At 74.2% G+C, this 13514-nt stretch carries 9 protein-coding genes; 3 read left to right on the forward strand and 6 right to left on the reverse strand.

The features are described from left to right. Positions 1 to 207: 207 nt before the first annotated feature. A complete protein-coding gene (locus ACFQ9Z_RS13805) occupies positions 208 to 414 on the reverse strand; it encodes a hypothetical protein (protein WP_383015865.1) in 207 nt (68 codons plus the stop codon). 217 nt (positions 415 to 631) lie between these two features. On the opposite strand from ACFQ9Z_RS13805, the gene ACFQ9Z_RS13810 reads away from it, so the two are divergent. After that, entirely contained in the window at positions 632 to 2467 is a 1836-nt protein-coding gene (locus ACFQ9Z_RS13810; protein WP_383015868.1) for a glycoside hydrolase family 15 protein, read from the forward strand. A 116-nt stretch (positions 2468 to 2583) separates the two neighbouring features. Further along, entirely contained in the window at positions 2584 to 2820 is a 237-nt protein-coding gene (locus ACFQ9Z_RS13815) for a hypothetical protein (RefSeq protein WP_383015871.1), read from the forward strand. A 116-nt stretch (positions 2821 to 2936) separates the two neighbouring features. Here the strand turns inward: ACFQ9Z_RS13815 and ACFQ9Z_RS13820 are convergent, their stop codons facing one another. The 5 genes from ACFQ9Z_RS13820 to ACFQ9Z_RS13840 form a co-directional block, all read right to left on the reverse strand. Continuing rightward, entirely contained in the window at positions 2937 to 5558 is a 2622-nt protein-coding gene (locus ACFQ9Z_RS13820) for a SpoIIE family protein phosphatase (protein WP_383017119.1), read from the reverse strand. A gap of 292 nt (positions 5559 to 5850) precedes the next feature. Further along, entirely contained in the window at positions 5851 to 6174 is a 324-nt protein-coding gene (locus tag ACFQ9Z_RS13825) for a YkvA family protein (RefSeq protein WP_383015875.1), read from the reverse strand. A 111-nt stretch (positions 6175 to 6285) separates the two neighbouring features. Further along, positions 6286 to 7476 (reverse strand): hypothetical protein, encoded by a 1191-nt coding sequence (locus ACFQ9Z_RS13830; protein ID WP_383015878.1) that lies wholly within the window; start codon positions 7474 to 7476, stop codon positions 6286 to 6288. Between the two features lie 384 nt (positions 7477 to 7860). Then, positions 7861 to 9225, reverse strand: coding sequence for an FAD-dependent oxidoreductase (locus tag ACFQ9Z_RS13835; RefSeq protein ID WP_383015880.1), 1365 nt, complete (start codon positions 9223 to 9225; stop codon positions 7861 to 7863). A 189-nt stretch (positions 9226 to 9414) separates the two neighbouring features. Continuing rightward, on the reverse strand, positions 9415 to 10896 hold the full coding sequence (locus tag ACFQ9Z_RS13840) for an NlpC/P60 family protein (RefSeq protein ID WP_383015882.1): 1482 nt from the start codon (positions 10894 to 10896) through the stop codon (positions 9415 to 9417). A 463-nt stretch (positions 10897 to 11359) separates the two neighbouring features. Between ACFQ9Z_RS13840 and ACFQ9Z_RS13845 the strand changes: the two genes are divergently transcribed. Then, a complete protein-coding gene (locus tag ACFQ9Z_RS13845) occupies positions 11360 to 13393 on the forward strand; it encodes a DUF1996 domain-containing protein (protein WP_383017122.1) in 2034 nt (677 codons plus the stop codon). Positions 13394 to 13514: the final 121 nt, after the last annotated feature.

The following is a 13514-nucleotide window of genomic DNA, read 5'->3' on the forward strand; positions in this document are numbered from 1 at the left end:
GGGGGGGCCCCCCGCGCCCCCCCCCCCCCCGGGCGCCCCCCGGGCCCGGGCCCCCCGCGCCGCCCCCCCCCCCCCACGGCCGGGCTCCGGTCCGTATGTGTTCGGCGGCACGGGCACGACTCGGCGCCGGGCGGGCGCGCCCTGCGACGACGCGCGCCCGCCCGGCCCCTCCCCGTTGGTCTCCGCAGTGCTTCCCGGAACGCCCTGTCAGGGCAGGAGCTTCTCGATGGCCGACGGACCCTCGGTCTCCAGCTTGCGGCGCGCCCAGTCGAGGGCCGCCGGGGTGACGTCCCTGCCCGTCGCCATCACCAGGTCCTCGGGGGTCAGACCCTGCGAAGGAGCGGAGTGGAGCAGGGCGTCCGGGGTGCAGTGGTCGTCGGACGACCGGGACCCCTCGGGTGTGGATGTCGACATGATGCCTCCTCCTCGGTCCGGATGACCGCATCCGTGCCGGTGCCGCCGAACGGGGCACCCTCTCACCATTCACCCCGGCGGCGGACCCTGCATCCGGAAGGGGCCGCGGAACGGGGTGAGGAGCGCCTGCCCAGCCCACACCGAAGCACTCGCCCGTAAGCTGGAAAACCACCCATACCGTGGAAAACAGCAGTGTCCCGCACCGGGGAGGCCCACGATGGCCGACATGCGCTTCCCGCAGGAGTCGTCCCCCCGCTACCTGCCGATCGCCGAGCACGGTCTCATCGGCGACCTGCGCAGCGTCGCACTGGTCGGCAGCAACGGCACGATCGACTGGTACTGCTCGCCGTCCTTCGACTCGCCCAGCGTCTTCGCGATGATCCTGGACGCCGAGCGCGGCGGCTGCTTCGAGCTGGCCGCCGCCGTGCCCGCCCGGACCAAGCAGTTCTACTTCCCCGACACCAATGTGCTGATCACCCGCTTCTTCACCGAGGACGGCGTCGGCGAGGTGCAGGACTTCATGCCGGTCACCGGCGACGGACTCTCCGCCGAGTCGGACCGGCACCGGCTGATCCGGCGCGTGGTGTGCGTGCGCGGCACCGTTCCCTTCCGGACCAGGGTCGCGCCCCGCTTCAACTACGGCGCCGACCCGCACACCGTGCGCAGGCTGGACGGGCTCGTCGTCTTCGAGTCACCCGAGCGGTCCCTGGCCCTCACCTCCACCGTCGTCCTCGAGAGCGACGCACGGGACGCGTGGGCCGACTTCAAGCTCGGCGAGGGCGAGACCGCGGTGTTCGCCCTCGACCAGGCCGGCGCGGACGTGCCGCCGCGCGGCTGCCCCCACATGGAGGCCGAGCACCAGTTCAACACCACCGTCGCGTACTGGCGGCGCTGGCTGCACCAGTCCCGGTACCGGGGCCGCTGGCGTGAGATGGTGCACCGCTCCGCGCTCACCCTCAAGCTCCTGACCTACGCGCCCACCGGCGCCATCGTCGCCGCGCCCACCACCAGCCTGCCCGAGCAGCTCGGCGGCGAGCGCAACTGGGACTACCGCTACGTGTGGGTGCGCGACGCCGCCTTCGCCGTCTACGCGCTGCTGCGGCTCGGGTTCACCGGCGAGGCCGAGGCGTTCATGCGGTTCCTGACCACCCACATCAGCCCCGGCTGCGGCGACCACTCCGGACCACTGCAGATCATGTACGGCATCGACGGCCGCACCGACCTGCCCGAACGCGAACTCACCCATCTGGAGGGGCATCTGGGCTCCGCCCCGGTCCGGGTCGGCAACGCCGCCGCCGACCAGCTCCAGCTCGACATCTACGGCGCCCTGATCGACTCCATCTACCTCTACGACAAGTGGGCCCAGCCCATCTCCAGCGGCCAGTGGGACGACGTGTGCCACCTCGTGGACTGGGTGTGCGACAACTGGGACCAGCCCGACGAGGGCATCTGGGAGACCCGGGGCGGCCGCCGCAACTACCTGTACTCACGGCTGATGTGCTGGGTGGCCGTGGAGCGGGCCATCCGCCTGGCCAACCGGCGCGGACTCCCCGCCGACCTGCCCCGCTGGCGCCGGTCCCGCGACACCGTCTACCGGTGGATCATGGACCGGGGCTGGTCCGAGCGGCGCGGCGCCTTCGTCCAGCACGACGAGAGCGACGTACTCGACGCGGCCGTGCTCATGATGCCGCTCGCCAAGTTCATCGCCCCCACCGACCCCAAGTGGCTGTCCACCCTGGACGCGCTCACCGAGGACCTGGTCTCCGACTCCCTCGTCTACCGCTACGACCCGCAGGCCAGCCCCGACGGGCTGCGCGGCGACGAGGGCACCTTCTCCATCTGCTCGTTCTGGTACGTCGAGGCCATGGTCCGGGCCGGGCGGCTCGACGAGGCCCGGCTGGCCTTCGAGAAGATGCTGACCTACGCCAACCACCTGGGCCTGTACGCCGAGGAGATCGGCCGCACCGGCGAGCAGCAGGGCAACTTCCCGCAGGCCTTCACCCATCTGTCGCTGATCAGTGCCGCCTTCAACCTCGACCGCGCCCTCGGCTGACCCGGCACCGGCCGCCCGCGCCGCCCGCGGCGGCGCCGTGTGCCCGCGGGCCGCACGGGTACCCGGGGGTCTGCCCGAGGGCACGACACAGGGTCCGCAGAAGGAGGAGACCCCGTATGACCAGCACCAGTGAGACCGGCGACGTCACCGGAACCCGCGACAAGGACTACAACCTCATCTGGTATGTCGAGGCGTGCCTGAACAACGCGCTGCGCCTGGAGCAGTACATCCAGGACGCCGAGCGCGAGAAGGACGACGAGGTCGTGGACCTGTTCCGCAAGGCCCAGTCGGACAGCCGCAAGGGCGCCGAGATGGGCAAGCAGCTGCTGCGTTCCCGGCTCGGCGGCGGCTGACCGGGCCCGCGCCGGACGTACCGCAAGCACCTGCGGGCGCGGCGAATCCGCCCCGCCCGCAGGTGCTTCTCGCGTCCCCGGCGGCAGACCGGGCCACGCGGCCCCGGCCGGGGCGGTCAGGGCAACGGCTGTTCCGCCCAGATGATCTTTCCGTTGGGCGTGTACCTCGTACCCCAGCGGTCGGCGAGCTGGGCCACCAGGAACAGGCCCCGGCCGCCCTCGTCGGTGCTCGCCGCGTACCGCAGGTGCGGTGAGGTGGTGCTGCCGTCGGAGACCTCGCAGATCAGCGTCCGCTCGCGCAGCAGCCGCACCCCGATCGGGCCGCGCCCGTACCGGATGGCGTTGGTCACCAGTTCGCTGAGGATCAGCTCCGTGCTGAACGACAGCTCCGCCAGGCCCCAGCCGTCGAGCTGACGGACCACCGAGGCCCGCACCTCGGCCACGGCCGCCGGGTCGGACGGCACCTGCCACTCGGCGACCCGGTCGTCGCCCAGGACCCGGGTGCGGGCCACGATCAGCGCCACGTCGTCGCTGGGCCGGGCCGGGAGGTGGTCCAGGACGGTCCGGCAGGTCTCCTCGGGCGAGGCGCCCGGCGTCCGGCGCAGCGCGTCGCGCAGCAGCTCGAGGCCGACGTCGATGTCCCGGTCGCGGTCCTCCACCAGACCGTCGGTGTAGAGCACCAGACTGCTGCCCTCCGGCAGTTCCAGGTCGACCGTCTCGAACGGCAGCCCGCCCAGGCCCAGGGGCGGACCCGCGGGCACCTCGGGGAACTCCACCTCGCCGTCCGGGCGCACCAGTACGGGCGGCGGGTGCCCCGCCCGGGCGATGGTGCAGCGCCGGGACACCGGGTCGTACACCGCGTACAGACAGGTCGCGCCGGTGACCGCGGCCCCGTCGGCCGGGGTCTCGTCCTGGTCGATGCGGCCCACCAGCTCGTCCAGCAGGCCGAGCAGTTCGTCCGGCGGCAGATCCAGCGCGGAGAAGTTGTGCACCGCCGTGCGCAGCCGGCCCATCGTCGCCGCCGCGTGCAGCCCGTGCCCCACCACGTCGCCCACCACCAGCGCAACCCGGGCGCCGGACAGCGGCAGCACGTCGAACCAGTCGCCGCCCACCCCGGACTGGGCCGGCAGATAGCGGTAGGCGATCTCCAGGGCGCCCTGGTCGGGCAGCGAGCGCGGCAGCAGGCTGCGCTGGAGGGCCACCGCCATGCTGTGCTCCCGCGTGTAGCGGCGCGCGTTGTCGATGGACACCGCCGCCCGCGCCACCAGCTCCTCGGCGAGCGCCAGTTCCTCGGCGTCGAACGGCTGCGGCTTCTCCGAGCGCCAGAAGTTGGCCAGGCCCAGGACCAGGCTGCCCGCCCGCAGCGGCACGGTGATCAGCGAGTGGATCCCGTACGCCATGATCTCGCTGGTGCGCCGCAGATCCTGCGCGTGCCAGCCGGGCGCCTCGCGCAGCACCGGCTCCACGACGGCCTGCCCGGTCGTCAGGCTCCGGGCCTGCGGCGACGTCGACACGAACCGGATGCGCTCGCCCAACGGATACAGCGGGGCGTCCTTGCGGATGCCGCTGAACGCCGCCCGGCGCAGCGCGGTGCCCGGTTTCGGCTCCTCGCCCTTCAGCACCGCGTCGAACAGGTCCACGGTGACGAAGTCCGCGAACCGGGGCACGGCCAGCTCGGCCAGTTCCTCCGCCGTACGGGCCACGTCCAGACTCGTGCCGATGCCCACCCCGGCGTCGTACAGCATGTTCAGCCGCTCGCGCGCCACCTCCGCGCGGCCGGACAGGGCGCGCAGCTCCGTGGAGTCGCGCAGCGTGGTGACACTGCCCGGCGGCCCGCCGCGCAGGTCGGTCGGCCGCTGGTTGATGGCCAGCAGCCGGTCCTTGACCAGATGCACCTCATCGGTCGCGACCCGTCCAGAGGCGAGCAGCCCGGCCGTCTCCTCGTCCAGCCCCAGCTCCAGCACGTGCCGCTGCTCGGCGTCCTCGGGCAGGTCCAGCAGCCGCTGCGCCTCGTCGTTGGCGAGCAGCAGCCGGCCGCCGCCGCCGACGATCAGGACGCCCTCCCGCACGGAGTGCAGAACCGCGTCGTGGTGCTCGTACATGCGGGTCATCTCGGACGGGCCGAGGCCGTGCGTCTGGCGCAGCAGCCGTCTGCTGACCAGGGCCGTGCCCGCGGTGGCCAGCGCCATCGCCGCCGCGGCCGCGGCGAGCAGCAGCGGGAGCTGCTGGTCGGCGGTACCGCCCACGTGCGCGGTGGTGATGCCGGCCGCCACCAGGCCCACCACCTTGCCGGCCTGGTCCTTGACCGGCACCACCACCTGCATCAGCGGGCCGATGGTCCCGTTGACCTCCTCGACGACCGTGCCGCCGGCCACGGCCGGCGCGATCGTCCCGACGAACTGCTGGCCGATCCGGCCGGTGTTGGGATGGGTGTACCGGGTGCCGTCGGTCGACATCACGACGACGAAGTCCACGCCGGTGGCCTTGCGGGTGGCCTCGGTGCGCGGCTGCAGGACGGCCGTCGGGTCCGGGGCGCGCAACGCGGCCGCCGTGCCGGGCGCGTTGGCGAACGACTGGGCGACGGCGAGCGAGCGGTTGCGCGCCTCCTGGTCGCTGTCGTGCCGCACCTGGAGCACCTGGGCCACCACCGCCGACACGACCAGCAGCAGCACGATCACCACTTGCAGCAGGAACACCTGTCCGGCGACGCTGCGCCCGGTCACCGCCGACCGCAGCATCCCGGGCGGCGCGCCGTTCGTGCCGGATATCCGCTGCCCAGGCGCGCGCGGATGCCCGAAGGAACGGGGCGGCCGAGTCTCGGGCCGGCCGGGCAGTCGGACCATGAGCCCATGTCTACACTGCGCGGCCCCGGGAGGCGAGGGCGTGGCGGAGCCGGCTGCCGCGGGGACCGCCCGGCGGCCCCCGTTCACCGCCACTGGGCTGCCGCCGGGCGGCGCGCGGCGGCACCGTGCCGTCGGGACGGGCGGCCGCGTCGCGGGCGGCGGCCGTGGGTGAGGCGCGGGTCCGGGATCAGGACTTGCGGGTCTTCGGCGGCAGGGCGCCGTCGGCCCCCAGCCCGGTCCCGCCCGGCAGGACGCGACCGGTCCGCAGGCTGCGCAGGGCGAGCAGCAGGACGGCGATGTCGTCCAGGTACACCGGGTCCGGCAGCAGATCGGTGGGCAGCACCAGGTACGCGATGGCGCCCCAGAACACCCACCGCGGTCCCGTGGGCAGCCCGGCACGCCTGAGGTCGCGCCGGGCGCGGACCAGGCGCACCAGAAGGACGACGGCGACGGCGAGCAGCACCGCCGCGACGACGGCGCCGATCACCAGCCAGGTCGCGGTGGAATCCATGCGGCCTCCAGACCCTCGTGACGGACGGGGCGGGCCGGTACGGACCCGTTCACTTCCCCTTCCCCTCCCTCTGCCCGCTCCCGGCCGACGTACCGCCCCGCGGTGGGCCCGCTACCCCGGCTCCATCGCGCCGGCGCCGTCGGTGCCGGGTGCTCCGGGAGCCGTCGGCGGGCCGTCCGGGGCCGGTGCCGGACGCGGTCCCTTGGCGGTGAGGCGCAGCCGTTCGAAGGTCCGTGTGAGCTGCTGCAGCGCGGCGGGCGTCCTGGCGCCGGACCGCTGCTGCTGCGGCAGGGGCGCGGGAGCGTCGCGGAGGGCGGCCAGCGCCTGGTGCGCCTGCTCGGCGGCCTCCCGGTACAGGTCCCGGGACTTCGTCATGGCCTCCAGCGCGTCGGCGTACATGGCGACCAGCTCCCGCTGCCGCTCCAGCTCCTCCTGGAGGGTCGTCAGCGTCCAGTTCTCGCGCAGGTCCGTGAGCGCCTCCTCGGCGCCGCGCGGCAGCGGCCGGGGGAGGGCCACGAAGTGACGAAGCGCCGCCACCAGCCCGGTCGGCTCCGCGCCGTCCAGGAAGACGGTGCGCACGCTGTGCTCCCGGCCGTCGTAGTCCTCGGGGGCCGGGTCCGGGGGCAGCAGCACGGCACCGCCGCGCGGCACCTCGACACCGAGGTCCTTCAGCGCCCAGTTGACGGCACGGAACTGCTGCGGCGCCGCCCGGTGCTCCATCACGCGGTGCCGGAGCCCCGGCGGCAGCAGCCGTGCGAGGGGCAGCCGGCCCTGCTCGCCGGGCGTCATCGCCTCGTGCACGACCACGTGGACGCACCAGGACTCACGGGCGGCGTCCTTCAGCCGCCGCCGCGTCTCCTTGTCGTCCTCGGGCAGTGCGTTGGCCTGCCGGAAGCGCAGGCCGGCGATGGTCGGGTGGTGGTCCCAGGCGCCCTCGGCGCTCTCCGCCGGTCCGGCCTCGGGCCAGAACAGGGTCGCGGGGGAGGGCCAGGCGTCGTCCCAGGGCCGCTCCGCCTCGGCTACGAGCGTCCACTCCTGCCCCTCGGGGCGGCCGGCCCGGGGTACGAGGGTGAGCCGGGCCCGCACGGTCACCGTGCCCCCGGCCCGCCATCGGGCCTCGAAGGTCCGTTCGGGGGAGTCGTCGGGCGCGGGCGGCTCGGCGAAGTCGTCGATGTCCCCGCTCTCCTTGTGCCGTCCGAGGGTGCGGCGGACGACGTCCTCGGCGGCGGGGCCGGGGTGGCGGCCGCGGGCCGCCCAGAGGGTCTGCGGGATGGTGGCGCGGTCGGTGGCGGAGTTCGACATGGGCCAATCTGCTGATGGGGGCCGGTGCGCTACCCAGTATCACCGTCGGCGGCCGGAATCCGACGCCGGGGCCCCGGGCGGCGCGCCGCGTCACCGGTGACAGAGGCGCGAAGCGTGTCGCGAGCGGGCTCGCGGTGGCGGAACGGTGCGCCCGGCGCGCGGTGGTGGTCCCGGCGCACGACGGGGCGTGCGCCTTGCGGAGTGCGCGCCTCGCGGCGAGGGGCGGCACCGATGACGCGCGCCGACGAACGTGACGCGCGGCCCGCACCCGGCCGGGGCGCCGGTGCGGTGACGCGCGCCGGTCACCGCACCGCTCGCCGGCGGTGGTCCGCCGGAGGGGTCCCGCCCGTCATCCTCGCGGGGCGGGACCCGTCCGCCGGGGAGTCACGCGCCGCTCTCCCGCAGCATGTCCTCGCGCTCGACGAGCTTCACCCGCTCGCGGCCCTGCGGCTCGCCCAGCGCCCGCTCGGCGGCGTCCAGCTTGTACCAGCCCTCCCAGGTGGTGAAGCGGACCGCGCGCTCGGCGAGGAAGGCGTCCACGGCCTCCGGCGCCGGCGAGGCGGGAGTATGCAGACGGCCGTTCGCGTGGTCGTCCAGCAGGTTGGCCACGGTCTCGTTGGCGTCGCCCTTGGTGTGGCCGATGAGGCCGACGGGGCCGCGCCGGATCCAGCCGGTGACGTACGTCGACTGCAGGTGGCCGCCGCTCTCCTCGACGACCCGGCCGCCCTCGTCCGGGACGGTGCCGGTCTCCAGGTCCCAGGGGAGCTTGGGCAGCTTGTCGGAGAGGTAGCCGACCGCCCGGTACACGGCGGTGACGTCCCAGTCCTTGAACTCGCCGGTGCCCTTGACGTTCCCGGTGCCGTCGAGGGCGGTGCGCTCGGTGCGCAGGCCGACGACCCTGCCGTCCTCGCCGAGGATCTCCGCCGGGGACTCGAAGAAGTGCAGGAACAGCTTGTGCGGCCGGTCGCCGACGTCGCGGATCGCCCAGTTCTCCAGGGTCTTGGCGACCATGTCGGCCTGCTTGTTGCCGCGCCGGGTCTCGATGGAGCCCGCGTCGTAGTCGATGTCCTCGGGGTCGACGATGACCTCGATGTTGGGCGAGTGGTCCAGCTCGCGCAGCTCCATCGGGCTGAACTTCGCCTGCGCCGGGCCGCGGCGGCCGAAGACGTGGATCTCCTTGGCCCGGTTCGCCTTCAGGCCGTCGTACACGTTCGGCGGGATCTCGGTCGGCAGCAGCTCGTCGGCCGTCTTGGCGAGGACGCGGGCGACGTCGAGCGCCACGTTGCCGACGCCGAGCACGGCCACCTTCTCGGCCTCCAGCGGCCAGGTGCGCGGCACGTCCGGGTGGCCGTCGTACCAGGAGACGAAGTCGGCGGCGCCGTGGGAGCCGTCCAGGTCGATGCCGGGTATGGACAGCTCGCGGTCGGCCGTGGCGCCGGTCGAGAAGATCACCGCGTCGTAGAACGCCCGCAGGTCGTCCAGGCTGATGTCGGTGGGGTAGTCGACGTTGCCGAAGAGGCGGATCTGCGGCTTGTCGAGCACCTGGTGCAGGGCGGTGATGATGCCCTTGATGCGCGGGTGGTCGGGCGCCACGCCGTAGCGGATCAGGCCGAACGGGGCGGGCATCCGCTCGAAGAGGTCGATGGAGACGCCGGGCTCGGCGGCCACCTCGGACTTGAGCAGGGCGTCGGCGGCGTAGATCCCGGCCGGGCCGGCTCCGACGATGGCTACCCGCAGGGGGCGCGGCATGATCAGTTCCCTTCGAGCGTGAACATTCGAGCCTGAACAGGAGACTCGCTCGATCGGGAAGCCTAAGCTAAGGCAGCCCTAAGTTAGTACGCGGGTCCGGTCTATGACCTCATAAGCCCATCTTATGAGGGTGCAAGGAGCCGCTTATGCGCCGGCCCACGGCCGGGCCGGCGCGGCGGTCCCGGGGGGTCAGGCCGGCCGGATCACCCGGTGGATCGCGGACTCCCCGGCGCCGTAGACCGACTCCTCGCGGATGGTGGATCCCGGGCCCGGCGCGTGGATCATCATGCCGTCGCCGATGTGCAGGCCCACGTGCCGGTCGTCGTCGAAGAAGAGGACGAGGTCTCCCGGTTCCAGTGCCGCGAGGGTGACCGGGGTGCCCGCCAGCGCCTGCTCGTGCGCGGCGCGCGGCAGCGTGACCCCGGCGGCCTGCCACGCGGCCCGGGTGAGGCTGGAGCAGTCGTAGGAGTCCGGCCCGGTGGCGCCCCAGACGCACGGCTTGCCGATCTGCGCCCGGGCGAACGCGATGGCCCTGGCGGCGCGGGAGGTGTCGGTGGCGAACCGGGCGTGGGCGCCGTTGGCCGTGGGCGGGGGGAGCGGGCCGGTGGAGGTCGCCGCGGCGAAGGCGCCGGTGGTGGTGGGCAGTGAGAAGGAGCCGGTGGTGGCAGCCGGTATGAAGGTGTCGGCGGCGGCCGGCGGTGTGTACGTGCCGGTGCCGGTGAGACTGTCACCGGTCGTGGGCCGCCCGAAAGAGCCCGTGTCCGTCGGAGGCGCCGGGGTGGCGACGGAGGCGGGGGCGCTCGGCGCCGTCCACCGGGGCTGCTGCCACTGCCCGGTCGCCGCCGCGAACTCCGTTGTCGCCGGAGTGGCTTGCGCGGCGTGCCGGGCCAGCAGGTCGCGGGCCGCGGCCAGTTTGCGGCGGCGGCCCGTCTTGGAGTCGGCGGGGGAGGGGTGCCGGGGTGCGGCGCCGGAGCCGGGCAGTTCCCTAGGCGTGCGCGCCGGGGTGGTCCGCGGCACGGGAAGTGTGGCGACGGGCAGTACGGCGGTTCCCGCCGGGCCGGGGCCGCTCGTCTCCACGAGGGCGGGGCCGGCCTGCTCCGCCGTACCCCACTCGACCGGCAGAGGCGGGCGCGGCGCGGGCAACTCGCTGAACGCCGATGGGATTTGGGCGGCAAGGACGGCCGGACGCTCAGCGGCGTCCGTGGGCGGAAGCGCCAGTCGGCTGCCGGGCCCGGACGGTCCCGCCTCCAGGGCGGCCCGGGGGCGGCCGTCCGGCGCCGTCGAGGGCCCGCTCGTCAGCTCCGCCACCGCACGGCCGGCGGAGCCCGGCGCCAGCTCGGGCAGCGCGACGCTCAGGGCGTCCAGGTCGCCGGCGTCCGCACGGTCCCACGAGCGGGCCGGGACGGCGGGGGGCGCGGGCAGCCGGTCGGCGGGGAGCACTGCCGGGACCGTCGGACCGACGCCGGCGCGCACCACGTCGAACCACTGCCGGGCCACCGCGTCGACCCCCGGCTCCGGGCGCCGCCCGGAGCCCTTGGAGAGCGCGACCCCCCGGTTCCTGGCGGCCGCGGACATCGCCCGGGTCGCGTTGTAGTTACCGGTCGCGTTCTCCGCGTGTTCGTAGAGGGAATCGATCCGCCGCCGAACCTCGTCGCGGCCCTCCGGCACCATGGAAGACGTGCTCCTTCCTCGCCCCGCGGGGCGGTCGGGCCGGTCACGGGGTCGGTCGAGCCCCGGCCCCGGACGCCACGGCGGATTCGCTGCGGGCAGCCGGGCGGCCTGGCGGTCAACCTAGCCAACTTGTGTGCTCGGTGTGAAGGTTGCAGGGCGGAATGTCCGATACGTATTTGTGATGTTCGCGGCGCTGTTCGAGTGGGAAGACTGTTCCGCTCTCCTGCGTGGCCGTGCCACCCGTCTCGAACTGCCGTACGCTGCCGCCGCCGGTGTGACCACGGTTTCCTGTGAGATCCCGGTGAATTCCCGTTTCGGTTGAACGCCGCGGTTCCGCCCTGCGTATGGGACGCGGGGACGCCATGCCCGACCGACCGCTCCACACAAGGGGACCACCTTGGCAAGCAACAGGCGCAGACGCCCGACCGGCGCACGACGCGCGACCTTCGCAGCGGTCGCCCTGATGCTGGGCGGAGGCGGCCTCGCCGCCGTGAACGTCTACGCCTCGGCCACGGAGGGCGGTTGGGGCGGCGGGCCGGACCAGGCCGCCACCGGACAGGTCAGGTCCGCGGGCATGGCCACGATCGACTGCCCGGACGTGGGGAGCCGGCTGACGTCGGTCCCGGACGACGCCCGTGCCGACGTGGACCGCGAACTCGCCGGGCTCGACGAGCAGACGGCCACGGCCTATCGGCAACTCCAGGCGTCGGCCGAGCAGATCCGCCAGGACCCGGGCGCCGCCGACGGCCCGATCATGAACCCGCTGAAGGAGAAGCGGGCGGCGGCGATCGAACGCATCGCCGCCGCCGTGGACCGGGCCGGGGACCGGCCGGAGGGTCTGGAGTCCCTGGCCGCCTGCACCCTGCGCCCGGGCCAGGACGGCGCCGGCGCCGAAGCGGCCGGCCAGGCCACCGCCGCACCGGGGACCGGCGGCCCGCAGGACGGCGGCCAGGGGCAGAACGGCGCCGGGCAGGCGGGTGCGGGGCAGGGCGGCAACGGGCCCGTGGCCTCGGACTACGCGGACATCACCGCCGTACAGCCCAACGCCCCGGCCCTGCCCCAGCGGGACGGCGCCTCGCGCGGCACCTTCACCACCGAGTGCGGCGTCAACGCGAACGGCCTGTTCAACTCCGACAACGTCATCGTGGCTCCCGGCGTCTCCAACGGCGCCCACCATTTCCACGACTACGTCGGCAACCAGTCCAACACCGCCTTCGCCAGCGACGACGACCTGGCCAAGGCCGACACGAGCTGCGTCGACAAGGGCGACAGGTCGACGTACTACTGGCCGGTGGTGCGCCTGCAGAACGGCAAGCAGGAGCGGGACGCCGGTGCGCCCGGTGGCGGCACGGAAGGCAACGCGGGCCAGATCGTCACCCCCAAGGACGTCACCCTTACCTTCGTCGGCAGCCCGCAGGGCAAGGTCACCGCCATGCCGCGCCTGCTGCGCATCATCACCGGTGACGCCAAGGCCTTCGTCAACGGGCCCACCAACGCCAACGCCTCCTGGAGCTGCACCGGTTTCGAGGACCGGCAGCTCAAGGACAAGTACCCGCTGTGCCCGGCCGGCAGCGACGTGGTGCGCACCTTCCGCTTCCAGAGCTGCTGGGACGGCCGCAACATCGACAGCGCCAACCACCGCACGCACGTGGCGTTCGCGACGCCGGACGGCGCGTGCCCCGCGGGTTTCCAGGCGATCCCGCAGCTCGTCCAGCGCATCGTCTACGACGTCAAGGCGCCGAGCCTGAACGACGGCGGGCGGACGGTGCCGCTGTTCGCCGTGGACTCCTTCCCGGAGCAGTTGCACAAGCCGGTCACCGACCACGGCGACTTCATCAACGTCTTCGACGAGGGCCTGATGCGCGAGATGGTCGACTGCATCAACTCCGGCCGCACGTGCGGTCCGGGCGGCGGCGACTCCGGCGCCACCGCGGCCCCGAGCCGGAGCCCCGGTGCCGGTGCGACGGACGAACCGGGGGGCGGCGCCCCGGGTGAGCCCGGCACGGGTGCCACGGCCACGGCCGAGCCCGGCACGGGTGCCACGGCCACGGCCGAGCCGTCCTCCTCCGCCCCGGCCGAGGAGCCGAGGACCGACGCGACGACCGCACCGGCGAACACCACGAAGCACGGCAAGCCGGCCGGGGACGGCAAGCGGACCGAACCCGCCGACGGCGACAGGCGGACCGAGGCGGCCGGCGGCGACGCCAACTCCACGGGCGCTCCGGCCACTTCGTCCGGCTCGGGCGGCGCCGGCGAGGCCGGCCCGGCCACCGGGACCGCACCCGCGCCGGCGGCCGACGGCGGCGGCGTCCAGCCCACGGCCGCGCAGTCCGCGGCCGCCCGGTCCCAGGCGCCGGTCGCCCAGCCGGAACCGCAGGCAGCCGGCCGGGGCGGACTCGCCGAGACCGGGGCCGACCTGTGGCCCGCCGGCATCGGGGTCCTGCTGGCGCTCGCCGGTCTGTTCATGCTGCTCAGGGCCAAGCGCCTGACCCACTGACGACCCCGCCGGCCCCGACGCCGGACCCGGTCCGCGAACGGCGGCCCTCCCCTCGCGGGTGTGGCCGCCGTTCCGTCGCCCGGGGTCGGGCAAATCCCTTGTGGGAGCGCTCCCAGGAGCG

The sequence above is a fragment of the Streptomyces sp. NPDC056580 genome (genome assembly GCF_042793175.1).
GTDB lineage: Bacteria > Actinomycetota > Actinomycetes > Streptomycetales > Streptomycetaceae > Streptomyces.

What these genes read in the sequence shown, in the direction of transcription:
- ACFQ9Z_RS13805 (WP_383015865.1), bottom strand. Translation starts at nt 414, where the DNA reads ATGTCGACATCCACACCCGAGGGGTCCCGGTCGTCCGACGACCACTGC.
- ACFQ9Z_RS13810 (WP_383015868.1), top strand. Translation starts at nt 632, where the DNA reads ATGGCCGACATGCGCTTCCCGCAGGAGTCGTCCCCCCGCTACCTGCCG.
- ACFQ9Z_RS13815 (WP_383015871.1), top strand. Translation starts at nt 2,584, where the DNA reads ATGACCAGCACCAGTGAGACCGGCGACGTCACCGGAACCCGCGACAAG.
- ACFQ9Z_RS13820 (WP_383017119.1), bottom strand. Translation starts at nt 5,558, where the DNA reads ATGCTGCGGTCGGCGGTGACCGGGCGCAGCGTCGCCGGACAGGTGTTC.
- ACFQ9Z_RS13825 (WP_383015875.1), bottom strand. Translation starts at nt 6,174, where the DNA reads ATGGATTCCACCGCGACCTGGCTGGTGATCGGCGCCGTCGTCGCGGCG.
- ACFQ9Z_RS13830 (WP_383015878.1), bottom strand. Translation starts at nt 7,476, where the DNA reads ATGTCGAACTCCGCCACCGACCGCGCCACCATCCCGCAGACCCTCTGG.
- ACFQ9Z_RS13835 (WP_383015880.1), bottom strand. Translation starts at nt 9,225, where the DNA reads ATGCCGCGCCCCCTGCGGGTAGCCATCGTCGGAGCCGGCCCGGCCGGG.
- ACFQ9Z_RS13840 (WP_383015882.1), bottom strand. Translation starts at nt 10,896, where the DNA reads ATGGTGCCGGAGGGCCGCGACGAGGTTCGGCGGCGGATCGATTCCCTC.
- ACFQ9Z_RS13845 (WP_383017122.1), top strand. Translation starts at nt 11,360, where the DNA reads ATGCTGGGCGGAGGCGGCCTCGCCGCCGTGAACGTCTACGCCTCGGCC.